This window comes from Bradyrhizobium sp. STM 3843 (genome assembly GCF_000239815.1).
Classification (GTDB): Bacteria; Pseudomonadota; Alphaproteobacteria; order Rhizobiales; family Xanthobacteraceae; genus Bradyrhizobium.
Genome location: NZ_CAFK01000318.1, coordinates 1 through 22,267, shown reverse-complemented (window position 1 = coordinate 22,267; position 22,267 = coordinate 1). Strand labels below are relative to the sequence as shown.

The window sequence follows — 22,267 nt, the reverse complement described above, 5'->3', positions numbered from 1 at the left end:
GGCTGACCCGTGATGCGGCGGCGCCGCCAGGGGGCGGCACGGCGCGGGCCGGATCGGGCGGGGCAGGCAGCTCGTTTGCGGTGGTGCGGCGGAGCGGCGAATCCTGCGGCAACAGGAAACCGTCAGGGACCGGCCGAAGCACGTCCATGGTCTGGGCAGCGGCCGGCGAGGTCGTGGCGGCCATGAGCAACAGGCCAGCGGCGGGGGCGCCGCGCCAGACCAGGCGCCTCATGCGGCCGCTGTCAGGCCCCCAGCCCACGATGAAAATACCCCAACAAAACCACGCATTTGGCCGCGCAGCCCCACGCCGCCGGCAAACCCCGCCGTTAAGGGAGTAAAAACAAATATGGTTAATGGGCTGTTGATGGCGCTCTTGCCGGCGACCCGTGGTAAAGACGTCAGCGTCATCTACCTGTCGTGGAACGTGTGAATGCCGACATCGAAACCGCTGATCGAACCTGCCGCTGCCGCCGAGCATGCCGACGTCCAGTCCGCGCTCCGGACCCTGGAGACCGGCAGCAACGGGATCGCCGCGATCTCGGCCGCACTGCGCGGCACGCTGGGGCCGGCGTTCACCGCGGCCACCACGCTGATCCGGCAGGCCAAGGGCCGCGCCATCCTGACCGGGCTCGGCAAGTCCGGCCATGTGGCGCGCAAGATCGCGGCGACCCTGGCCTCCACCGGCACGCCGGCGTTCTTCGTTCATGCCGCGGAAGCCGGCCACGGCGATCTCGGCATGATCACCCCCGACGACGTGATCATCGCGCTGTCCTGGTCCGGCGAGCAGCCGGAGATGAAGAACCTCGTCAACTATTCGAAGCGGTTCGCGATCCCGATGATCGCGGTGACATCCAATGCGGGATCCTCGCTGGGGCAGGCGGCGCGGATCGTGCTGGAGCTGCCGAAGGTGCGCGAGGCCTGTCCACACAACCTGGCGCCGACCACCTCGACCTTGATGCAGGCGGCGATCGGCGATGCGCTCGCGATCGCGCTGCTGGAGGGGCGCGGCTTCACCGCGCTCGAGTTCGCCAATTTCCATCCCGGCGGCAAGCTGGGGGCGATGCTCAAGCACATTTCCGACTTGATGCGTTCGGGCGACGCGGTGCCGTTGAAGCCGCTCGGCACGGTGATGACGGAGGCGCTGGTGGAGATGTCGGCCAAGGGGCTCGGCTGCGTCATCATCACCGATGCGGGCGATCATGTCGTCGGCATCATCACCGACGGCGATCTCAGGCGGAAGATGCGGCCTGACCTGATGACATCGCTGGTCGACGACATCATGACGGCCTCGCCGCGCACCGTCCGCAGCGATGCGCTTGCCTCGGAAGCGCTGGAGATCCTCAACTCCGCGAAGATCACGACGCTGATCGTCACCGACGCGAACAAGCCGGTCGGGATCCTGCACATGCACGACCTGCTGCGCGCGGGCGTGGCTTGATCATTTCTCGCTCTCTTTTTCGAGGAGCGGAGTTCAAGACGATCAGTGAGGGAACCGCACCGCGTTTTCCTCCAGCGGCAGGTCGAGCGCCCTCGCGAGATACGACACCGTCCGATAGAACCCGCATAACAGGATGATCTCGAGGATCTGGTCCTCATCATAGTGACTTCTTAGCGCCGCGAACTCGGCTTCGCCGAGCGTTGACCGCTGGTGCAGCGCCTCGACAGCGGCGAGCAGTGCCCGCTCGGCTACCGACCAGCAGGCCGCCTTGCTGCCTTCGACGACGGTCGCGCGTATCTGCTCAGGCGAGAGCTTGGCGGCCGTGGCGAAGGTGCTGATGTGCACGCCCCATTCATATTCGCACCCGTTCAGGGCGCAGGTGCGGTCGATCACGATCTCGCGGTCGCGCAAGGGCAGGGGGCCACGGTCGAGCAGGCTGCCGCCGCGGAATTTGTCCCAGGCGCGGCTGTGGCCGGCCATGACGCGGAACAGCATCAAGGGCGGCGCGCCGCGCATGATCTGGTCAAACTGCATCTGGATGTCGGGCGGATAGGGTGACCGCAGCGGGGAGACGCGGGGCATGGCTTCGGCTCCTCCATTTTGCTACATTTATTGTAGCGATACGCTACGCTTTTTGTAGCGCTTGGCAAGAACCGTTTCTGGAGCGAAAGGGAGAACATATGCCGGCGTCGCCGAAGTCGGGACCGGTCAAGTCAGTAGCCGCCAAGCCGGATCCGGTGAGGCCGGAGCGAGCCAGGTCACCCGCGGTGCGCGGCTCGCGCTCGGGCCGGCCGATCATGGCGCTGCTCGACCTCTTGGGTCGACGCTGGTCGTTGCGCATCCTGTGGGAATTGCGTGAGGTGGCGCTGACCTCGCGCGCTCTGCGCGCAGCTTGCGACGAGGCTTCACCGACCGTCCTGCAGACCCGCCTTACCGAGCTGCGCACCGCCGGCTTCATCGCGCTTGCTGATAACGGCTATGCGCTGACGCCGCTCGGCCGGGAGCTGTTGGAAAATTTCCTGCCGCTGCATCGCTTTGCGGAGCGCTGGAGCAGGAGGGCAGGGACATAAGCTTGCAGCTGAGGTGTGGGCAACGCGTACGCGAGGGAGCCAGAACGCGATGCCGCACGATCTGGAACCAGCCATCGCAGCGTGCTATGCGCCTTGAGGCAGAGACAAAGGGACGGCGATGTCCGACGAATTCCACCTCGACAACTATCTCGCCCGCATTGGCTATCGCGGGCCGCTGAAGCCGGATCTGGCCACGCTTGCGGGCCTGAAGGCGGCGCATCTGGACGCGATCGCCTTCGAGGCGCTTGATCCGCTGCTCGGCCGCCCCGTTCATCTCGACCTCGCCTCGGTGCAGCAGAAGCTCGTCGACAGCCGCCGCGGCGGCTATTGCTTCGAGCAGAATGCGCTGCTGCGGGCTGCGCTCGAAGCGATCGGTTTTGCGGTCACCAGTCTGTCCGGGCGCGTGCGCTGGCGGTTCGAGCCCGATGCTCCGCTCGGACCACGCACGCATATGCTGCTCAAGGTCGATCTCGCCGACGGTCCCTATCTGGTCGATGTCGGCTTCGGCTCCTGCCTGGTCGATACGCCGCTGAAGCTGCAGCCTGACATCGTGCAGCCGACAGCGATGGGCACGTTCAGGCTGACGCAGTCCGATGACGGCCTGTTCTGGCTGGCCGCGAAACAGCCCGCGGGCTGGCGCATGATGTATGTGTTCGATCAGCAGCCGCAGCTGCCGTCCGATTACGCGCTCGGCAACTGGTACACCTCGACCCATCCTAGCATGCCCTTCACGTCGATGGTGGTGATGGAGCGGCTGGCACGCGATCGGCGTTACAAGCTCGTCAACCGGCGGCTGGTCACCGAGGCACGCGACGGCGAGATGGTCTCGGAGCAGATGATCCAAACGCCGGATGCACTCCGCGGTGTGATCGATGACACCTTTGGGGTGACGCTCCCGGTCTCGGCGGATGAGATCTGGCGGCGGATCGACGGGGAGCGATGAGCTCGTGCCTGAGCGTGTGATGCCGCCACACACGCCCGTCATCTCCTCGTCGTATCGGCCGGGATTGAGCGCCGGCGCGCAGATTGCGATTCAACCATCTGTCGCGGCGCTGACCGGCGCACGCATGCGTGTCGCGATGAACGCCCCCATGGCGTTGCGCTTGCGCAGCCGGCTGGAACCTGAATGATCTGTTCCACTCTTCCGACGACTCGGCGCGCGGACCTGCCGCGGCGCCGGAATGGCGATTGCCTGGAGATGGTTTGGAGATGTCGATCTTTGCCTCGCAGGCGACCGGCCTGCAGCCGGGATTATTGTGGTTGAATGTGATTTCCGAGACCGTGCTCGGCTGCGCGTCTTTTGCCATGGCGCTTGCAGTCACGATCTTCCTCTCGCGCCGGCACGGCGACATGTTGCGAATCTTTGTCAGCCTGTTGGGAGCCCTCGGCGTTTTCGCTGCGGTCGGCGCCGTGAGCTGCCTGCTTTCGATCGTCACGTTATGGGTGCCGGTGGACAATCTCGAAACAGCCGTCAGGATGGTGATGGCGCTCATCTCTCTCCCGATCGGGGCCGGGCTGCTGCTCGGATTGCCGCGGCTCCTGGTGATGTCGACGCGGGTCCAGCTGCAGCAGGCTTATGCGGCGTTGGAAGAGGAGACCCGGCAGCGCCGCAAGGCCGAGGCGATGGTGCAGCGTTTCCAGGAGATGGAGGCGAACGAGGCCCAGGTGCGCCAAGCGCAGAAGATGGAGGCGATCGGCCAGCTGACCGGCGGCGTCGCGCATGACTTCAACAACATCCTGACCGTGATCACCGGCTCGATCGAAATGCTCAGCGACGGCGTCAAGGATCGGCCGCTGCTCGCCCAGATCGCATCCATGATCGGTGCCGCGGCGGCGCGAGGCGCCGACCTCACCCGGCGCCTCCTGGCCTTCGCCCGTCAGCAGCCGCTGCAGCCGCGCAGCACGGATGTCAACGCCCTGATTGTCGACGTCGCGCGGCTGCTGCGGCCAACGCTGGGCGTGCAGATCGAGATCGAGGCGATGCTGGTGCACGATGTCGCCCCGGTGCTGATCGATGCGAGCCAGCTCTCCACCGCGATCCTGAATCTGGCGCTGAACGCGCGCGACGCGATGCCCAACGGCGGCAAGCTGACCCTGGAGACCAAGAATGTCGTGCTCGACAACGACTATGCCCGCCTGAACAACAATGAGGTCCAGCCCGGCAACTACGTCATGATCGCAGTCAGCGATACCGGAGAGGGCATCCCTGGGCCCTTGCTCGACAAGGTGTTCGAACCCTTCTTCACCACCAAGGGCCTTGGAAAGGGATCGGGGCTTGGCCTCAGCATGGTCTACGGCTTCGTCAAGCAGTCGAACGGGCACATCAAGATCTACAGCGAGGAGGGCCACGGCACGTCCGTGAAGCTCTATTTGCCGCAGGCCACCAGCGCGCCAGAGAGCGATGCGGATATGTCGGCGGCCGAATCGGGCGTCCGCGAGGACGACCATCACGAGGAGGTCATTCTGATCGTCGAGGATGACGTGCTGGTCCGCGAATATGTGATCAGGCAGATCGAACGTTTTGGCTACCGCACGCTCACCGCCGGCAACGCCGCCGAGGCGCTCGCCATCATCGACGGTGGCGAGCCGATCGATCTCCTGTTCACCGACGTGATCATGCCCGGCGGCATGAACGGCCGCCAGCTCGCGACCGAAGCGCAGAAGCGGCGTTCGGGGCTGAAGGTGCTCTACACCTCCGGCTATACCGAGAATGCCATCGTGCATCACGGCCGGCTCGATGCGGGCGTGATGCTGTTGCCGAAGCCGTATCTCAGCTCCGATCTCGCCCGAGCCATCAGCGCGGCGCTGGCGGCGTGAGGGGAAGCAGGATCCGGTAGGATGGGTAGAGCGAAGCGAAACCCATCGGACGTTCCGGGGTGCGATGATGGGTATCGCTGCGCTCCACCCATCCTACGAGCTGCGAGCTAGCTGAGCACAAATTCAGCCACACGATACGCGGTCATACCACGCCCCCGGGTCTCGCCTTCGGCGAGCCCGAGGACAGGCTCCGGCGGGGTATCCAGTACGCCGTGGCCTATCAGTTCATCACGATTGTCTCTGGAATACTGGATCACCCGCCTGCGCGGGTGATGACAGCTTGGTTGCGGTGCGAGTGCGGGCTAACACGAAGTGGCAGCGAAACAGTGGCTGCTAGCCTCGCCTCACCTCACCTCGGCAGATCGGTTTCGCCCATCAGGAATTTGTCGATCGCTTGCGCGCACAGCCGGCCCTCGCGGATCGCCCACACCACCAGCGACTGGCCGCGGCGCATGTCGCCGGCCGAGAACACCTTCTGCACCGAGGTCTGATAGTCGGTCAGGTTGGCCTTGACGTTACCGCGGGGATCGAGATCGACGCCGAGGCTCTTGAGCAGGCCTTCATGCACCGGGTGGACGAAGCCCATCGCCAGCAGCACGAGGTCGGCCGACAGCTCGAACTCGGTGCCGGGGAGCGGCTTGAACTGGCCATCGACGCGCACGCAGGTGAGCTTCTTCACCGCGCCGTTTTCGCCCTCGAACTTCTGGGTCAGCACGGCGAATTCGCGCGCGGCGCCTTCGGCCTGGCTCGACGAGGTCCGCATCTTCAAGGGCCAGTTCGGCCAGGTCAGCGCCTTGTTTTCGCGCTCGGGCGGGGCCGGCATGATCTCGAGCTGAGTCACCGACAGCGCGCCCTGGCGCAGCGATGTGCCGATGCAGTCGCTGCCGGTATCGCCGCCGCCGATCACCACCACATGCTTGCCGGCGGCGAGAATGTCGGTCGCATTGACCGGCTCTTCGCTGACGCGGCGGTTCTGCTGCGGCAGGAAATCCATCGCGAAATGGATGCCGGACAGATCGCGGCCGGGGATCGGCAAATCGCGCGGCGCCTCGGCGCCGCCGGTCAGCGCGACCGCGTCATGGTCCTTCAACAGCGTCTTGGCATCGAGGCCACCATTGCTGCCGACATGGACGCCATAGTGGAAGGTGATGCCTTCACCTTCCATCTGCGCGATGCGGCGGTCGATGATGCCCTTCTCCATCTTGAAGTCGGGAATGCCATAACGCAGCAGGCCGCCGGCCTTGGCGTGCTTCTCATAGACGTGGACGTCGTGCCCGGCGCGTGCCAGCTGCTGGGCGGCAGCGAGCCCGGCCGGACCAGCGCCCACGACCGCAACCTTCTTGCCGGTCTTGACCGCCGGCAGCTCCGGCTTGATCCAGCCCTGCTCGAAGGCCTTGTCGACGATGGCGCACTCGATCGTCTTGATGGTCACCGGGTTGTCGTCGATGTTGAGCGTGCACGACGCTTCGCACGGCGCCGGGCAGATGCGCCCGGTGAATTCAGGGAAATTGTTGGTCGAGTGCAGGTTGCGCGCGGCCTCTTCCCAGTTGCCGTTGTAGACGAGGTCGTTCCAGTCCGGGATCTGGTTGTTGACCGGACAGCCGGGCGCTCCCGGCGCGGCCGAGCCGGTGCCGTGGCAATAGGGGATGCCGCAATTCATGCAGCGCGCCGCCTGGTCGCGCAGCTCCCTCTCGGACAGCGGCACCACGAATTCCTGGAAGTGCTTCAGGCGGTCGGCAACCGGCGTGTACTTGCGATCGTGCCGCTCGATTTCGAGAAAACCTGTGACCTTGCCCATGAACCTACGACGTCCCTTCGTATCTGCGCATGGTCTGGTCCGAAAACCGGTCGCCACTTTTCGGGACCATGCGGTCTATCTCGGCCTCATGGTTCGAGACGGCGCTTCGCGCCTCTTACCATGAGGAATTAGCTCCGTGTTTCCCTTCATCCCCGGGGAGCGGCGCCTTCGCCGCGTCTCGAAGGGATGAGGCCCATCCATTTCCGTCCGTCATTCCGGGGACGGCGCGTCAGCGCCGGACCCGGAATCTCGAATTGTGGCGCGAGATTCCGGGTTCAGCCCTGCGGGCTGCCCCAGAATGACGCCAAGACATTAAGCCCCGATCGCGATCTTGGGCTCGGCGTCCGCATTGGCCGCGAGCTCCTTCAGCGCGCGGCGGTATTCAACCGGCATCACCTTGCGGAACTTCGGCGCATAGTCCTTCCAGTTCGCCAGGATGTCGGCCGCGCGCGCAGAGCCCGTCGCCTTGGCGTGGCGCGAGATCAGGACATGCAGCCGCTCGACGTCGGAGGCGAGCAGGTTCTTGAACACGTCGACCCGGCCATGCGCTTCGAGATCGCCCATCTGGTGATAGGTGTCCTCGGCGATCATCTCCTCCGACAGCACCGGCTCGAGATCGACCATCGCCATGTTGCAGAGCTTGTCGAAATCGCCGGCCTCGTCCAGCACATAGGCGACGCCGCCGGACATGCCGGCTGCAAAGTTGCGCCCGGTCTTGCCGAGCACGACCACGATGCCGCCGGTCATGTATTCGCAGCAATGGTCGCCGGCGCCTTCGACGACGGCGAGCGCGCCGGAATTGCGCACCGCGAAGCGCTCGCCGGCGATGCCGCGGAAATAGCACTCGCCGGAGATCGCGCCATACATCACGGTGTTGCCGACGATGATCGATTCCTCCGGCACGATGCCGGAGACGCGCGGCGGCTTGACGATGATGCGGCCGCCGGACAGGCCCTTGCCGACATAGTCGTTGCCTTCGCCTTCGAGCTCGAAGGTGACGCCATGCGCAAGCCATGCGCCGAAGGCCTGGCCCGCGGTGCCCTTCAGGCTGACATGGATGGTGTCATGCGGCAGGCCGGCATGGCCGTAGATCTTGGCGACCGCACCGGAGAGCATCGCACCGGCCGAGCGGTCGGTGTTGTTGATCTCGGCCTCGATCTTCACCGGCGCGCCGCGGTCGAGGGCAGGGCCCGCCTGCGCGATCAGCTTGCGGTCGAGCACGGCTTCCAGATGATGGTTCTGGGCCTCCGAACGGTAGATCTTCTGGCCCGGCTCTTCCTTCTGCTTCACGAACAGCTTGGAGAAGTCGAGACCCTTGGCCTTCCAATGCGCGACCAGCCGGGACTGGTCCAGCATCTGCACCTGGCCGATCATCTCGTTGAAGCTGCGATAGCCGAGGCCGGCCATGATCTCGCGAACCTCTTCGGCCACGAAGAAGAAGTAGTTGATGACGTGCTCGGGCTGGCCCGTGAAGCGCTTGCGCAGCACCGGGTCCTGCGTGGCAACGCCGACCGGGCAGGTGTTGAGATGGCACTTGCGCATCATGATGCAGCCGGCCGCGATCAACGGCGCCGTGGCGAAGCCGAACTCGTCGGCACCTAACAGTGCACCGATGACGACGTCACGCCCGGTGCGGAAGCCGCCGTCGACCTGGACCACGATGCGGCTGCGCAGCCGCTCGCGCACCAGGGTCTGGTGGGTTTCAGCGAGGCCGATCTCCCACGGCGAGCCGGCATGCTTGATCGAGGTCAGCGGCGAGGCACCGGTGCCGCCCTCGAAGCCCGCGATGGTCACATGGTCGGCGCGCGCCTTGGCAACGCCGGCGGCGACCGTGCCGACGCCCACTTCAGAGACGAGCTTGACCGAGACCTGGCCATCGGGATTGACGTTCTTCAGGTCGTAGATCAGCTGCGCCAGATCTTCGATCGAATAGATGTCGTGATGCGGCGGCGGCGAGATCAGGCCGACGCCCGGCGTCGAGTGCCGCACCTTGGCGATGGTGGCATCGACCTTGTGGCCGGGCAGCTGGCCGCCTTCGCCGGGCTTGGCACCCTGCGCCATCTTGATCTGCATCATGTCGGAGTTGACGAGATATTCCGTCGTCACGCCGAAGCGGCCGGAGGCTACCTGCTTGATCGCCGAGCGCATCGAATCGCCGTTCGGCAGCGGCTTGAAGCGGTCGGCTTCCTCGCCGCCTTCGCCGGTGTTCGACTTGCCGCCGATCCGGTTCATCGCGATCGCCAAGGTCGTGTGCGCCTCGCGCGAGATCGAGCCGAACGACATGGCACCCGTGGCAAAGCGCCTGACGATGTCCTTGGCCGGCTCGACCTCGTCGAGCGGGACGGGCTTGCGCTTGTCGTCCTCGGCCGACTTGATCCGGAACAGGCCGCGGAGGGTCACCAGCCGCTCGGACTGTTCGTTCAGGATCTTGGCGAATGCCTGGTAGCGCTCCCTGGAATTGCCGCGCACCGCATGCTGCAGGGTCGAGACCGACTCCGCGGTCCAGGCGTGGTCCTCGCCGCGGCTGCGGAAGGCGTATTCGCCGCCGACATCGAGCGCACTCTTGTAGACCAGCGCGTCCCCGAACGCGTCGGTGTGACGCCGCGCAGTTTCCTCGGCGATTTCAGGCAGGCCGACGCCTTCGATCCGGCTGTGCGTGCCGGCAAAGAACTTCTGCACGAATTCGCCCCGAAGGCCGACCGCGTCGAAGATCTGCGCGCCGCAATAGGACTGATAGGTCGAGATGCCCATCTTGGACATCACCTTGAGCAGGCCCTTGCCGATCGACTTGATGTAGCGCTTGACGACTTCGTAGTCGCTGAGCGCGCCGGGCAGCCGGTCCTTCAACGCGACGATAGTCTCGAAGGCAAGATAAGGGTTGATCGCCTCGGCGCCGTAGCCGGCGAGGCAGGCGAAGTGATGCACCTCGCGCGGCTCGCCCGATTCGACCACGAGGCCGACCGAGGTGCGCAGGCCGGTGCGAATCAGATGATGATGCACGGCGGCGCAGGCGAGCAGCGAGGGGATCGGAATCCGCTCGGCCGACACCATGCGGTCGGACAGGATGATGATGTTGACGCCCTCGCGGACGGCGGCTTCGGCGCGGCCGCAGAGATCGTCGAGCATCTGCTCGAAGCCGGCCGCGCCCAGGCTCGCATCGAAGGTGGTGTCGAGCGTGCGCGAGACGAAATGGCTGTCGGAGACTTCCGAGATCGAGCGAATCTTCTCGAGGTCGGCATCGGTCAGGATCGGCTGATGCACCTCGAGCCGCTTAGTCGAGGCGACGCCCTCGAGATCGAACAGGTTCGGCCGGGGTCCGATGATCGAGACCAGGCTCATCACCAGCTCCTCGCGGATCGGGTCGATCGGCGGGTTGGTGACCTGGGCGAAGTTCTGCTTGAAATAGGTGAAGAGCAGCTTCGCCTTGTCCGACAGCGCCGAGATCGGCGTGTCGTTGCCCATCGAGCCGGTGGCCTCCTCGCCGGTCGCGGCCATCGGCGTCATCAGGATGTTGATGTCTTCCTGGGTGTAGCCGAACGCCTGCTGCCGATCCAAGAGCGGCAGATTGGTGCGCGCGCCCTTGGTCGGCGCATCCGGCAGCTTCTCGACCTGGATCTGGGTTCGCGCCAGCCATTCCGTGTACGGATGGCTCGCCGCGAGCTGCGCCTTGATCTCGTCGTCGGGAATCAGGCGGCCCTGCTCGAGATCGACCAGCAGCATCTTGCCCGGCTGCAGCCGCCACTTGGTGACGATCTGATCCTCCGGGATCTTCAAGACACCCATCTCGGACGCCATCACGATGCGGTCGTCCTTGGTGACGAGATAGCGCGCCGGCCGCAGGCCGTTGCGGTCGAGCGTGGCGCCGATCTGGCGACCGTCGGTGAAGGCGATCGCGGCCGGGCCGTCCCACGGCTCCATCAGGGCGGCGTGATACTCATAGAACGAGCGGCGCTCCTCATTCATCAGGGGATTGCCGGCCCACGCCTCCGGGATCATCATCATGACCGCATGCGGCAGCGAGTAGCCGCCCTGCACCAGGAATTCGAGCGCGTTGTCGAAGCAGGCGGTGTCGCTCTGGCCTTCGTAAGAGATCGGCCAGAGCCGGCTGATGTCCTTGCCGAACAGCTCCGATGACACCGAGGCTTGGCGCGCCGCCATCCAGTTGACGTTGCCCCGCAGCGTGTTGATCTCGCCGTTATGGGCGATCATCCGGTAGGGATGCGCCAGCGACCAGGTCGGGAAGGTGTTGGTCGAGAAGCGCTGATGCACCAGCGCCAGCGCGCTCTCGAAGTCCGGCTCGTGCAGATCGGCGTAGTACTTGCCGAGCTGGTCGGCCAGGAACATGCCCTTGTAGATCACGGTCCGGCACGACATCGAGCACGGGTAATAGCCCGACATGCCGCGGTCGCGGCGCTGATAGATCGCCTGCGAGATCGACTTTCTGAGAATGTACAGCTTACGCTCGAACTCGTCCTCGGACTTGGCGGCGCCGTTGCGGCCGATGAAGACCTGCATGTGGCGCGGCTCGGTCGGCTTCACCGTCACGCCGAGCGAGGAATTGTCGGTCGGCACGTTACGCCAGCCGAGCAGCACGAGGCCTTCCTCCTCGATCTGGTCGGCGATGATGCTCTTGATCACGTTCCGCCAGGCTTCGTCGCGCGGCATGAACAGCGCGCCGATGGCGTATTCACCGGGGGCGGGCAGGGCGAAGCCGAGTTCCTTCGCCTTGCGGGCGAAGAAGCCGTGCGGGATCTGCACCAGGATGCCGGCGCCGTCGCCGAAGCGCGGGTCGGCGCCGACAGCGCCGCGATGCTCGAGATTGCAGAGGATGCTGAGCGCGTCCGCCACGATCTGATGCGACTTCTGGCCCTTGATGTTGGCGATGAAGCCGACGCCGCAGGAATCCTTCTCCTGGGTCGGGTCGTACAGGCCTTCGGCCTCGGGGCGCCAGGAATGGAGTTCCTTGTGAAGTTCCGGCGCGGTATCGGCCGTTTTCACGCGGGATTCCGTCGCCAGCACTGCGCCGTCACTCTTTTCGTGCTCGAACATCGACCCGCTCATATCCATCCCCTTTTTTTCGGTCAGGGCCCTGCCACCACCGTCCGGCGCACCTCCGGCGTCGCGCGGTCCCTCTCCGGAACCATCGCTCGTCCTCATCAGCGAGCCGCATTTTCAGAATTCAGGCGCGTGTCCGGGTGAAACGTCCCAGCGGACGGCCCGCACCTGTTCATGTAACAGCGCCCTTCGGCGCCGCAATATCATTGCAAAGGTCATGGGCTCTTTGCAACGAAATTTGAGACAGCCATTCTGTCCTAACGCCGCACCATGTCAAATCTTAATTTATCATACAAGGGCCGCACTGTCCCGGGCGCTCGCACTGGGGAGGGCCCCGCAGCGCGGCTTTTTCCCGGCTCGAACCGCAAATCTGCTTTACCTTTTTGCGATCGGCCGCCCCGATCCCGCCCAAGCTCCGACCAAGGACCGCCAGAATCGAGGCCGAACGTTTGCGCCCCACACGTCAGGGAGCGCAAGGCTCCAGCCATGCGGGGGCATTCAGGAGCGTAAAGCCATGAAATTATTTGTTGGTGCCGTCTCGGCCGCCTTGATCGCGGCGGCGGCCGCGCAGGCCGAGCCGCTGGCGCCGTCCTACCGCGCGGTGTCGGATTTCGACGGCCCCTATGCGGACCAGCCGCTCCCGCCGGCGCCGGTTCCGCCGCCCGCGCCGCGCTATGGCTATGGACCGGGCCCGGACTACGGCTACCAGCCCGAGGATCGTTATCCACCGCCGCGCCAATATCGGCCCGAGGGATATGCCCCTGATTATGGATATGCCCCGGCGTTCTTGCCGGTGCATGAGGTCTACGCGATCCTGCGCGACCACGGCTTCTCGCCGTTGGGTGCGCCGCGACAGCGCGGCAATGTTTATGTCATCGCGGTGCTGGATCGCGACGGTGAGGACGGCAAGATCGTCATCGACGCGGTATCCGGGCGCATCGTTCGCTTCGTGCCGGCGTTCCAATGGGGCAATGAATATGAGCGGATGCGCTATGCGCCGCCACGAGGCCAGATCGACAATCTGCCACCGCCGACGGTGATCCGTGCCGATCCACGGATTGTTCCGCCGGCGCCAGTCGAGCCGCGCCTGGCGAGCCGCGCCGCGCCGGCCCCACTGCCGAGAGTGGCCGCCCCCGCGGTCCGGCCGGCCGCACCGGCGCAGACCGCGGCGCTCAATCCGAGGCCTGCCGAGGCCAAGCCGGTCGAGAGCCGACCCGCGCCGCAGACCGCCGCGACCATCGCCCAGCCGCAGCCGCCCGCAGCGGATCAGAAGCCGGCGCCGCAGACCACGGCATCGGTCACGCCACAGAGGCCCGTGATCGAGCAGAAGCCTGCGCCGCAGGTCCTGCCGACGCAGGCCATGCCGCCGGTGCAGGCGCTGGAGTAGGGGGGCCGCCGGAGCTTCTGCCCTGCCTCTCACGCATAACACTGTCATCGCCCGGCTTGGCCGGGCGATGAAGTATTGCAGAGACAGTCGTTGTATCTCGATGAGCCGCGGCGTACTGGATCCCCGCTTTCGTGGGGATGACGATCTCATTGAGACGCAGGCTTCTACGTATAGCTACTCCGCCCGCCCTGCCGCTTTCAGGATCAGGTCCGCGACCTCCTTCGGATGCGACACCAGCGACAGGTGGCCGGCATCGAGCTCGACCGTGGTTGCGTTGATGCGCTTGGCCAGGAAGCGCTCGAAATCCGGATCGATCGTCTTGTCCTGTTTCGATACCGCGTAGAAGGACGGCTTGTCGTGCCAGGCCGCGGCGGTGGTGCGGCCGGCGAAGATCGAAGCCGCCGTCGGCCATTGCACCGCATAGAGCTCCTTGGCCGTGGTCGCATCGACGCCATTGGCGAAGTACTTCAGGAAGGCGTCCTCCGACAGCTTGGTCTCGCCGTCATGATTGACGATCCCGGCGCGCGCCGGCGGATTGGGATATTTGCCGGCCAGCGCCACGAAATCCTCGCCCGCGTCCGGCGCACGCGCGGCGATATAGACCAGCGCGCTGACCTTCGGATCGGTGCCGACCTCGCTGACGACGGTGCCGCCCCAGGAATGGCCGACCAGCACGGTCGGGCCGTCCTGCAAAGCTAGCGCACGGCGGGTGACGGCGGCGGAGTCTTCCAGCGACGTCAGCGGATTTTGCACGGCGGTGACCTTCAGCCCGGCCGCCTGCAGATAGGGAATGACCTTGGCCCAGCTCGAGCCGTCGGCCCAGGCGCCGTGCACCAGCACGACATTGCTGGCCTTGACCGGCTCGGCGGGGGCGGCCGAGGCAGCAGTGCCGGCTGCGATCAGCGCCGCGGCGGCGAACGTGAGAGTGCGAAGGAGGTTCATCGGTTTGCTCCGTGAGGGGAATGAGAGTGGTACGGCTTGATCGCGATCACTCTCGTCATCGCCCCGGAACGGTGTGTCGTTACAGTGCCTCACGGCGACTTGATCGCAGTGCAGCAAATCCGACGCTGAGACCAAGGCAAACAAAAACGCCCCGGAAATCCGGGGCGTTTCGTATTCGAACGATACGGTTCGCGTTGGCCTTACGCGGCGGCCTTGTCGGCGGAGCCCTCGATCACCGGCTGCTGCTGGGAGCCTTGCGCGCTGGTCGCGATCGGAATGCTGCGGGGCTTCTTGGCCTCCGGAATCTCGCGCTCGAGGTCGACATGGAGCAGGCCGTTCTCAAGGCTGGCGTTCTTGACCACCACATGGTCGGCGAGCTGGAAGGAGCGCTCGAAGGCGCGCGCGGCAATGCCGCGATAAAGCACTTCGCTCTTGGCCTTGCCGTTCTCGTTGGCGGCCTTGTCGCCCTTGATCGTCAGCGTGTTCTCCTTGGCGACGATCGCAAGATCATCCTTGCCGAAGCCGGAGACGGCGACCGTAATGCGGTAGGCATTCTCGCCGGTGCGCTCGATGTTGTAGGGCGGATAGCCGGGGCTGCCGTCGGAGGTGGCCTGATCGAGCAGGTTGAAGAGACGGTCGAAGCCGACGGTGGAGCGATAGAAGGGGGTGAGATCGTAGGTACGCATGAAAGTCCTCCATTGAGCGACTGGTTCAATGACCCGCCCGCCATAGGGCCGGGCCGTTCGTGCAGCCTGATGTTTCGGAGGTCATCCGAAAGCACTGGTAGCGGCCTGCACGCTGCTGATATGGGTGGAACGCCGCGCCGTTCAAGCCGGCGCGATATCCCTCTTTTTGCAGCTTCCCACTCTTGATTCCCTCCGGCTCTTACCTATTCGATCGCGCTACATGACGCTCGTCTCCATTCCCGCCAATCCCGTCCCCGAAAACGTCGTCACCGGCACCATCAAGACCCCTGATGGCGCTGAGCTGCGCTTTGCGCGCTGGGCGCCGCCGTCGGGCCGCAAGGGCACGGTCTGCATCTTCACCGGCCGCAGCGAGATGATCGAGAAGTACTTCGAGACGGTGCGGGATCTGCGCGACCGCGGCTTTGCCGTGGCGATCATCGACTGGCGAGGCCAAGGACATTCGTCGCGACGCTTACGCGATCCGCGCAAGGGCTATGTGCGCTCCTTCACCGACTACGAGGTCGACGTCGAGACCTTCGTGCAGCAGGTGGTGCTGCCGGATTGTCCGCCGCCGCATTTTGCGCTGGCGCATTCGATGGGCGGCACCGTGCTGCTGCGCCTCGCGCATGCCGGCAAGCGCTGGTTCGACCGCGTCGTGCTGTCAGCACCGATGATCGACCTGCCGGGACGGCGCACGTCGTTGCCGGCGCGGCTGTTGTTGAAGACGCTGCGCTTCGCCGGCCAGGGCGGCAGCTATGTGCCGGGCGGCGGCGACGCGATCGCAGGGCTGGAGCCGTTCGTCAGCAATCCCGTCACCTCCGATCCCGTACGTTACGCCCGTAACGCGGCGATCCTGGAGGAGGACCCGACGCTCGGCATCGGATCGCCGACGGTGGCCTGGGCGGACGCCGCCTTCTCGGCCATGGTCACCTTCCGTGGCATGAACTACCCATCCCAGATCCGTCAGCCGATCCTGATGCTCGCCGCCTCCAACGACACCGTGGTGTCGACCTCGGCGATCGAGGAGTTCGCCTATCATGTGCGCGCCGGCTCGCACCTCGTGATCGCGGGCGCCAAGCATGAGATCCTGCAGGAGCAGGACCGCTATCGCAGCCAGTTCTGGGCTGCGTTCGATGCGTTCGTGCCGGGCACGCCGCTGTTTGGGTAAGTGGAGCAGGTCGCTCTCTCGTCAGTTGACGCGAGGCTGTGCCCGGATCACGCGCCGCCGACGCCGCGGATGATGGTGCCGCGACCGGCACAGGTCGGGCACGGCGCATCGCCGATCCGGCCGCTGCTGTGGCAGTCGGGGCAGAGATCCTCGCCGGTGCCCGGCGTTCCCCGCGGCGCTTCGTCGCCCGGGTTGAGCTTGGCCCCGGATGGTTGCACACGCGTCGTGTCTGGATTGTTCCCGGTCATGGCGTTTCTCCTTGTCGCAAACGTCAACGCCGCAGGCTTGCAGTGGTGCCAGGGGTTCGAGACCCCCGAACGATGGTTTCGGACAGTGAACAGCAAAGCCGCCGGATAGGCGGCGTGTGCGCCTCGCCGATGTCACAGTCCGTGGGGCGGGTCTGTTCCCGCCCTCATCGCGTCAGATGCGCTTCGGCGACGGCGTGATTGAACATCGTGTTCAGCGCGGCCGTGATGTCGGCTGGCGTATTGGCCGTGTAGAAAAATCCGGGTGAGGCGCAGTTCTGCAAGCTCGTCGGGATGTTGGGAATGTTGTTGTTGGCGTAGTCGTCCTCGTCGCCCGCGAAGGATGCATTGACGGGATTGATCTTCTGATACGGAATGTACAGCACCGAAATGATGATGCCGCGCTTCTTCAGGGGCGTGCAGGACGTGGCGGGATCGATGACGGTGGCGTGGTTGCTGCCCGACCAGGAGCCGTTGGGAACGCCCTTCACCTGCGGGTCCTGCGCGCCATCAGTCACCAGGAAGACGTAAGGCAGGGTATTGTTCGTCGCAGTGCCGTCGCCGACGCTGACGATGAGGCTGTTGATGCTGGACAATGCGGTGTCGATATGGGTGCCGCCCGATCCGAGATTGGCGTTGGTATTGGTGTCGAGCAGCGAGGCAAGATTGGCCGCGGCGTAGTTGATGCTGGAGGGATCGGTGGTCGATCCGTTGATGCTGCTGGTCAGCGGGAAATAGGAATAGAGATAGCGGATGAACGGATAAAGACCGATCCTGAACTGGTTGGTGATCTTCCGTGTGTTGTTCGCTGTCACGAACAGCTGATTGACCGCATAGCCCACCGCGTCCAGTCGCAGCTGGATGCAGGCATCGGTGCCGTCGGTCGGGCAGTTCGCGACCGTCGACAGCTTGCTGTACAGCGAGTCGGGAAGGCCTGAAACGACCGAGGACGGCAGCTGCACCCCCATGGGATTGCTGCGATTGGTGGTGAGGAGCGCCTTGTAGCCGCTCTGGCTGACGCGTGAGATCGCATAACCCAGGCAATAGTTGTTGGTGGGATAGCCCTGGGTCCCCGAATCGGTGCAGGCGCTGTTTTGCGGCGAGAAATGGCACGCGAGGGTGCAGCCGGTCGGATATTGCCGATAGTTGTCGGGGCTGATGGCCTGCATGCGCTGGGCTTCCTTGTCGGTGGAAGGCAGGCCCATCGATCCCGAGACATCCAGTGTCAGATAGAAGTCGAGATAGAGCGGCAAGGTGGTGGAGGACGACGAGCTGCCGCTCACGGTCAGCGTCTTATACCCGATCACGCTCAGGAAGGTCGTGGGCACGTTGGCAGTGAACGGCACCTGCGACGAGAGAGTGGCACCGGTCTTGGTGACCGTGCTCTTTTTCGACACCAGGGTGAAGCCGGTCCCCGTGGCGGCGTTGCCGTTGAAGATGTTGTCGGCCTCGGTGGCGCCGGCGGAAACGGGGCCGTCTGACGTCATCGACATCGCGGCCAGGTAGCCTGCGGAATTGACGGCGATCGAGGCGATGCTCGCGGCATCCGCCGCCGATTGCAGCTTGATCTTGATGCGCATGGCCATCGAGTAGTCGGTCGCGCATCCGATTGCGATGAGGATCGGCAACAGCGCCATTGCGAAGATGACGGCAATATTGCCATTGGAGTCGCGCCGGAAGCGAGCGATCAGCGCCATCGGGCGGTTCAGGGTTCGGCTGAAGCTCATGAAGCGACGCCCTCCAGGCGTTGATGCGCGATGTGTCGCATGGACGAATTTCGGTATTTCGCGCAATGATTGCGTCGCGCGCGAGTTCGCGACTGTTGACGATGAGGCATGGCTGGCAGGTCGATGCGATCGGCTTGTTATTTGATTGTTTGATCCGCTCCTGAGGCAGAGCGCAGTTCGTCAGCTCTCGTGCCGGTTCCGATGGGACGCGCTTCGCAGCGAGTGGGCGCGGATCGAGACCAATGCGCGATCATCTGCACAGGAAGGGACCATCGCATTACCGCTCTTGAGAAACTGTTGATGCGAGCGTGCAGTCTCTATCTATCTCCCGCGTTCAAGTTAGCGCATCAGGAACGCGGAGAGTGGTAGTGCAGAATCGCAATTGTGAGTTGTAATTAGTTCGATGGTCGGACAATCCGCGTGTTCCACGAGCGAAGTAGAAACGAATCCGGAATTTCATCCTGTCCTATTGTGATGCACGTGAGGGTTGTGAATTACATCCTGCAGCTTGCAAGCGCGCCGGTCAGGCCGTTTTGGTTCGGGACCGCCGCATCGCCGGCGAATGGCTCTTGGCGTGATCGACGAAGGCGCGGAGCTTCGGCATGATCTCGCGGTGCGCCGGATAATAGAGGAAGACGCCCGGCGCGGTCGGCGCGAACGGCGCCAGCACCTGCACGAGCTTGCCCGTTCGCAACGGTTCGGCGGCAATCGGCTCGGGAAGCTGCGCCAACCCCACGCCTTCGATGGCCGCGCCAAGCACGGTGGAAAAATCGTTGGCGATGAGCGGCCCGGCGACGGCAATTTCGATCGCGCGGCCGTTGTCATTGAGCGTCCATGATCCGACTGCGCCGCTGGAGCGCCGCAGCCTGATGCAGCGGTGGTGACGCAAATCATCCGGGCGCTGGGGCCGTCGGTTGGCGCCGAAATAGGCCGGGCTGCCGGCCGTCACCAGGCGAAACGGCGGGGTGAGCCGCACGGCGACCATGTCAGCCGCGATGAACTGACCCATTCGGATGCCGGCGTCAAATCCCGCGGCCGCGAGGTCGATCAGCTCCTCGCTCGTGGCAATCTCGACTTCGACCTCCGGGTAGGCCTTGCAGAAGGACGCGATCAACGGCTGCAGCAGGATGGGCAGAACCGCGCGCGGCACCGACAGGCGCAACAGTCCGGCCGGCCGCCGTCCCAGGTCGCGCGCGGTCTCGCCGGCGGCGATGAGCTCTTCGAACGCCGGCTTGGCGCGGGACAGGAAACCTGCGCCGGCTTCGGTCAGCCCGACACTGCGGGTGGTGCGAATGAAGAGTGTTGCGCCGAGGCGCGCCTCGAGCGCCCGGATGGCCTGGCTGATCGCCGATGGCGTGACCCCGAGCTCCGCAGCCGCTCTGCGAAAGTTGCGATGTTTGGCCACGCCGAGGAACGCCTCGATGCCGTCGAGCGCACCCTGCCGGACTGTGAAGCTCTGCTTCATAACCCATCGACATTATCGCGGATAGTTGTCGAGGAAAAGCGAGCCTATGTCATGAGCTCTCACCGGCATCCGTGCCGAACTGGAGGACCGCCATGAACGATGCACTTGAGGGTGTCCGCAACCATTACCGGGCGACCGGCCTGACCGAGCGGCTGAAGGCGGCGCTCACCGCATTCGGCCCGGAGGATCAGCGTCTCGATCCCCGACAGCTCGCCGCGCTCGACCAGTTTCACACCATTGGGCTCGCCGCGACCGACGAACTCACCAAGTTAGTTGGGATCACCGCCGACATGTCGGTTCTGGACGTCGGCTCGGGCGTCGGCGGTCCCGCTCGCTTCGTGGCCGCGACCCGCGGCTGCAAGGTGACCGGCGTCGACCTCAGTGAGCCGTTCGTGGAGGCCGCGCGCTACCTGACCGAGCGCACCGGACAGGTCGGTCAGGTGTCGTTCCAGGTCGCAAGCGCCCTGGAGCTGCCCTTTGGCGACGGCGCGTTCGACGCCGTCCTCATGCAGCACGTCGCGATGAATATCGAAGATCGCGCACGGCTGTATCGCGAGATCCGGCGCGTGCTGAAAGAGGGCGGCAGGTTCGCCATCTTCGACGTCGTGTCGAACGGCGTCGAGCCGCATTACCCCGTTCCCTGGGCCCGGACCGCGGCGACGAGCTTTCTGCTGACCGCTGCTGCGACACGCGAGGCGATCGAGCCGGCAGGCTTTCGAACGCTGGTCTGGCGCGACGATACCGAGACGGCAAAAGCCTGGGTCGCGCGACTGCGCGCCTCCGGCCCGCCGCCATCGCCCAATCTCGGCGTGGTGATGGGGCCGGATTTCGCCGAGCTTGCCGCCAATCTGGGACGAAATCTGCTGGAAGGCCGGCTCGGCATTCTGACCGCCGTGTTCGAAGCCGCGCCAGCGAGCGCATGAGAGGAGGGGACCATGTCACCGGAAGCCATTTTCCGCACCCACCTCGTTTTTGGTTATGTCGCGTGGCTGCTTTGCTTCGCCGCCTACATCTGGCCGCGCCTCAGATCGATGGACCATGTCGAGGCCCATCGCGCGATCGCGACATTGCACAGCTTCCGCTTTTTCGGGCTGGTCTTCATCCTGCCCGGCTATGTCGGCCCGCATCTCCCAACCGGCTTCGCGAGCTTCGCCGCGTACTGGGATTTCGTAACCGGTATCCTCGCCATGCTGGCGCTGCTCGCCGTCAGGATCCGTCCCTTGTTCTGGCTCTCGGTCGTGGCCTTCAACGTGGTCGGCATCATCGATCTCGTGGTCGACTACGCGCAGGCTGTCAGCATCGACCTTCCATCGATTGCGGGCGAACTGGGCGCCGCCTACGTGATCCCGGTCATCTACGTGCCAGTGCTGATGATCACGCACGTCACCGCCTTCTACCTGCTGTTCCGGCAGCTCAGGGTGGCACGGCTGGTTGCTGGCGGAGCGTCTGCATAGCGGTCCGTCTCGGCACTCGGAACGTTGCAACCTGCTTGGTTTCGAGTGCACGAGACGAGTTGGCACGGGCGTAGGATTGCCCGTAGCTGATCACACCCAGCGCCGGACCCGCGCGAGATAGTCGTCATAGGTCGCGCCGAACTGGCGCCGCATCTTGGCTTCTTCGAAGGGGATGTGGACCCAATTGACGGTCAGGAAGACGGCGATCGGCGCAATGAACATCGGCCAGGAGCCGATCCAGACGGCAATGCCGAGCGCAAGCGTGACGAGGCCCAGATACATCGGGTTGCGGGTGAACCGGTAGGGGCCGCGTGTGACGAGCGTGCGATTGGTCGGCGATGTCGGCTCGATCTCCGTGCCTTCACGCTGGAACAGGACGAAGGCCCAGACGGGCGGGATGAACGCCAGCGCCACCAGAGCCATTCCGAGCGGCGGAACGGGCATGCCGGGCGCCATCGGCCAACCCAGCAGCCAACTCAGCGCCACACACAGCACGATAAAGATCAACGCCCAGATGGGCGGAGGGAGCTTGAGCATGGGCAAGCCAACCTCCATGAACATCTCGTTTGATAGTAGCACCAAGCCAGCGGGATGCCAGGCCGGGACCACAGCGAAATCAAGTGCGTGTGTACTTTCTGCGCTCAGGCAGGCTGGATTGCTGACTGAATCGAGGTGATTTGCCCGACAGGCGGTCTCCGCCAAACCCCGTCCAGCCCCGCTGCGAAAAATATTCTTCTTTCGTTTTTTCAGAAATCGTGTATTGATCGAGGCCATCCTGCTTCCTTCAGGAGGGGCGCATCGCGATCGTCACGAGCGTGGAGGTGGGATGCGATGGGCGTGTGGGGTCGCAGCGTGATTAGTCATGCCGACGAACGATCCGATGCGCACGGTCAAGCCGTGTGGTCCTGGTCTCCCGGTGCTGAGGCCTGCGCGATGCGGAAGCGCGTCGTCGCAAACAGGGGCAAGAGAGCCGGTCCCTGGGGAGAGCGCGGAGTAAGCCGTAAAGCCATCGCGC

At 64.8% G+C, this 22,267-nt stretch carries 18 protein-coding genes and 1 pseudogene; 8 read left to right on the top strand and 11 right to left on the bottom strand.

The features are described 5' to 3' along the window. Window positions 1-232 (bottom strand): annotated as a pseudogene (locus BRAS3843_RS35045) (hypothetical protein); the annotation flags it as partial. Continuing rightward, complete coding sequence (locus tag BRAS3843_RS41105; RefSeq protein WP_008973994.1) at window positions 229-408, bottom strand: hypothetical protein; 180 nt, start codon at window positions 406-408, stop codon at window positions 229-231. The gene BRAS3843_RS41105 and the pseudogene BRAS3843_RS35045, both read right to left, overlap by 4 nt. A 22-nt stretch (window positions 409-430) precedes the next feature. Here BRAS3843_RS41105 and BRAS3843_RS35040 point away from each other — a divergent pair, with 22 nt between their 5' ends. Then, entirely contained in the window at window positions 431-1,438 is a 1,008-nt protein-coding gene (locus tag BRAS3843_RS35040; protein WP_008973993.1) for a KpsF/GutQ family sugar-phosphate isomerase, read from the top strand. A gap of 42 nt (window positions 1,439-1,480) precedes the next feature. On the opposite strand, the gene BRAS3843_RS35035 is transcribed toward BRAS3843_RS35040, so the two are convergent. Further along, a complete protein-coding gene (locus BRAS3843_RS35035) occupies window positions 1,481-2,020 on the bottom strand; it encodes a carboxymuconolactone decarboxylase family protein (RefSeq protein ID WP_008973992.1) in 540 nt (179 codons plus the stop codon). 215 nt (window positions 2,021-2,235) lie between these two features. Here BRAS3843_RS35035 and BRAS3843_RS35030 point away from each other — a divergent pair, with 215 nt between their 5' ends. The 3 genes from BRAS3843_RS35030 to BRAS3843_RS35020 all read left to right on the top strand — a co-directional run bounded on the left by BRAS3843_RS35030 (window position 2,236) and on the right by BRAS3843_RS35020 (window position 5,325). Then, window positions 2,236-2,508, top strand: a complete 273-nt coding sequence (locus BRAS3843_RS35030) for a winged helix-turn-helix transcriptional regulator (protein WP_244425554.1) — start codon at window positions 2,236-2,238, stop codon at window positions 2,506-2,508. 118 nt (window positions 2,509-2,626) lie between these two features. After that, entirely contained in the window at window positions 2,627-3,451 is an 825-nt protein-coding gene (locus tag BRAS3843_RS35025; protein WP_008973990.1) for an arylamine N-acetyltransferase, read from the top strand. A gap of 266 nt (window positions 3,452-3,717) precedes the next feature. Continuing rightward, window positions 3,718-5,325, top strand: a complete 1,608-nt coding sequence (locus BRAS3843_RS35020; protein WP_175361182.1) for an ATP-binding protein — start codon at window positions 3,718-3,720, stop codon at window positions 5,323-5,325. Between the two features lie 349 nt (window positions 5,326-5,674). Here BRAS3843_RS35020 and BRAS3843_RS35015 read toward each other — a convergent pair whose 3' ends face one another. Next, a complete protein-coding gene (locus BRAS3843_RS35015) occupies window positions 5,675-7,123 on the bottom strand; it encodes a glutamate synthase subunit beta (protein WP_008973987.1) in 1,449 nt (482 codons plus the stop codon). A 312-nt stretch (window positions 7,124-7,435) separates the two neighbouring features. Continuing rightward, window positions 7,436-12,184 carry a glutamate synthase large subunit gene (gene gltB / locus BRAS3843_RS35010; RefSeq protein ID WP_008973986.1) on the bottom strand — a complete coding sequence of 1,583 codons (4,749 nt, stop codon included), beginning with the start codon at window positions 12,182-12,184 and terminating at the stop codon, window positions 7,436-7,438. 508 nt (window positions 12,185-12,692) lie between these two features. Between gltB and BRAS3843_RS35005 the strand changes: the two genes are divergently transcribed. After that, window positions 12,693-13,565, top strand: coding sequence for a hypothetical protein (locus BRAS3843_RS35005; RefSeq protein WP_008973985.1), 873 nt, complete (start codon window positions 12,693-12,695; stop codon window positions 13,563-13,565). Window positions 13,566-13,739: 174 nt separating this feature from the next. On the opposite strand, the gene BRAS3843_RS35000 is transcribed toward BRAS3843_RS35005, so the two are convergent. Together BRAS3843_RS35000 and BRAS3843_RS34995 are read right to left on the bottom strand one after the other, a co-directional pair. Next, window positions 13,740-14,507 (bottom strand): alpha/beta hydrolase, encoded by a 768-nt coding sequence (locus BRAS3843_RS35000; RefSeq protein WP_008973984.1) that lies wholly within the window; start codon window positions 14,505-14,507, stop codon window positions 13,740-13,742. A gap of 200 nt (window positions 14,508-14,707) precedes the next feature. Further along, entirely contained in the window at window positions 14,708-15,193 is a 486-nt protein-coding gene (locus BRAS3843_RS34995; RefSeq protein WP_008973983.1) for an Hsp20 family protein, read from the bottom strand. A gap of 220 nt (window positions 15,194-15,413) precedes the next feature. Here BRAS3843_RS34995 and BRAS3843_RS34990 point away from each other — a divergent pair, with 220 nt between their 5' ends. Then, window positions 15,414-16,361: an alpha/beta hydrolase gene (locus BRAS3843_RS34990; protein ID WP_008973982.1), complete on the top strand. Its 948-nt coding sequence runs from the start codon at window positions 15,414-15,416 to the stop codon at window positions 16,359-16,361. 47 nt (window positions 16,362-16,408) lie between these two features. Here BRAS3843_RS34990 and BRAS3843_RS34985 read toward each other — a convergent pair whose 3' ends face one another. The 3 genes from BRAS3843_RS34985 to BRAS3843_RS34975 form a co-directional block, all read right to left on the bottom strand. Beyond that, window positions 16,409-16,609, bottom strand: a complete 201-nt coding sequence (locus BRAS3843_RS34985; RefSeq protein WP_008973981.1) for a hypothetical protein — start codon at window positions 16,607-16,609, stop codon at window positions 16,409-16,411. Window positions 16,610-16,773: 164 nt separating this feature from the next. Next, the gene (locus tag BRAS3843_RS34980) at window positions 16,774-18,333 is read right to left on the bottom strand and encodes a pilus assembly protein TadG-related protein (protein ID WP_008973980.1); all 1,560 of its coding nucleotides are present in this window, start codon (window positions 18,331-18,333) and stop codon (window positions 16,774-16,776) included. A 523-nt stretch (window positions 18,334-18,856) separates the two neighbouring features. Then, on the bottom strand, window positions 18,857-19,798 hold the full coding sequence (locus BRAS3843_RS34975) for a LysR family transcriptional regulator (RefSeq protein WP_008973979.1): 942 nt from the start codon (window positions 19,796-19,798) through the stop codon (window positions 18,857-18,859). A 92-nt stretch (window positions 19,799-19,890) separates the two neighbouring features. Here BRAS3843_RS34975 and BRAS3843_RS34970 point away from each other — a divergent pair, with 92 nt between their 5' ends. Together BRAS3843_RS34970 and BRAS3843_RS34965 are read left to right on the top strand one after the other, a co-directional pair. Next, a complete protein-coding gene (locus tag BRAS3843_RS34970) occupies window positions 19,891-20,721 on the top strand; it encodes a class I SAM-dependent methyltransferase (protein WP_008973978.1) in 831 nt (276 codons plus the stop codon). Window positions 20,722-20,733: 12 nt separating this feature from the next. Then, window positions 20,734-21,252, top strand: a complete 519-nt coding sequence (locus tag BRAS3843_RS34965) for a hypothetical protein (RefSeq protein ID WP_008973977.1) — start codon at window positions 20,734-20,736, stop codon at window positions 21,250-21,252. 90 nt (window positions 21,253-21,342) lie between these two features. Here the strand turns inward: BRAS3843_RS34965 and BRAS3843_RS34960 are convergent, their stop codons facing one another. Next, window positions 21,343-22,026, bottom strand: a complete 684-nt coding sequence (locus BRAS3843_RS34960) for an isoprenylcysteine carboxylmethyltransferase family protein (RefSeq protein WP_244425553.1) — start codon at window positions 22,024-22,026, stop codon at window positions 21,343-21,345. Window positions 22,027-22,267 lie beyond the last annotated feature (241 nt).

Coding starts and splice junctions, on each gene's coding strand:
- BRAS3843_RS41105 (WP_008973994.1), bottom strand. CDS start 408: ATGACGCTGACGTCTTTACCACGGGTCGCCGGCAAGAGCGCCATCAAC.
- BRAS3843_RS35040 (WP_008973993.1), top strand. CDS start 431: ATGCCGACATCGAAACCGCTGATCGAACCTGCCGCTGCCGCCGAGCAT.
- BRAS3843_RS35035 (WP_008973992.1), bottom strand. CDS start 2,020: ATGCCCCGCGTCTCCCCGCTGCGGTCACCCTATCCGCCCGACATCCAG.
- BRAS3843_RS35030 (WP_244425554.1), top strand. CDS start 2,236: ATGGCGCTGCTCGACCTCTTGGGTCGACGCTGGTCGTTGCGCATCCTG.
- BRAS3843_RS35025 (WP_008973990.1), top strand. CDS start 2,627: ATGTCCGACGAATTCCACCTCGACAACTATCTCGCCCGCATTGGCTAT.
- BRAS3843_RS35020 (WP_175361182.1), top strand. CDS start 3,718: ATGTCGATCTTTGCCTCGCAGGCGACCGGCCTGCAGCCGGGATTATTG.
- BRAS3843_RS35015 (WP_008973987.1), bottom strand. CDS start 7,123: ATGGGCAAGGTCACAGGTTTTCTCGAAATCGAGCGGCACGATCGCAAG.
- gltB (WP_008973986.1), bottom strand. CDS start 12,184: ATGAGCGGGTCGATGTTCGAGCACGAAAAGAGTGACGGCGCAGTGCTG.
- BRAS3843_RS35005 (WP_008973985.1), top strand. CDS start 12,693: ATGAAATTATTTGTTGGTGCCGTCTCGGCCGCCTTGATCGCGGCGGCG.
- BRAS3843_RS35000 (WP_008973984.1), bottom strand. CDS start 14,507: ATGAACCTCCTTCGCACTCTCACGTTCGCCGCCGCGGCGCTGATCGCA.
- BRAS3843_RS34995 (WP_008973983.1), bottom strand. CDS start 15,193: ATGCGTACCTACGATCTCACCCCCTTCTATCGCTCCACCGTCGGCTTC.
- BRAS3843_RS34990 (WP_008973982.1), top strand. CDS start 15,414: ATGACGCTCGTCTCCATTCCCGCCAATCCCGTCCCCGAAAACGTCGTC.
- BRAS3843_RS34985 (WP_008973981.1), bottom strand. CDS start 16,609: ATGACCGGGAACAATCCAGACACGACGCGTGTGCAACCATCCGGGGCC.
- BRAS3843_RS34980 (WP_008973980.1), bottom strand. CDS start 18,333: ATGAGCTTCAGCCGAACCCTGAACCGCCCGATGGCGCTGATCGCTCGC.
- BRAS3843_RS34975 (WP_008973979.1), bottom strand. CDS start 19,798: ATGAAGCAGAGCTTCACAGTCCGGCAGGGTGCGCTCGACGGCATCGAG.
- BRAS3843_RS34970 (WP_008973978.1), top strand. CDS start 19,891: ATGAACGATGCACTTGAGGGTGTCCGCAACCATTACCGGGCGACCGGC.
- BRAS3843_RS34965 (WP_008973977.1), top strand. CDS start 20,734: ATGTCACCGGAAGCCATTTTCCGCACCCACCTCGTTTTTGGTTATGTC.
- BRAS3843_RS34960 (WP_244425553.1), bottom strand. CDS start 22,026: ATGGCCTCGATCAATACACGATTTCTGAAAAAACGAAAGAAGAATATT.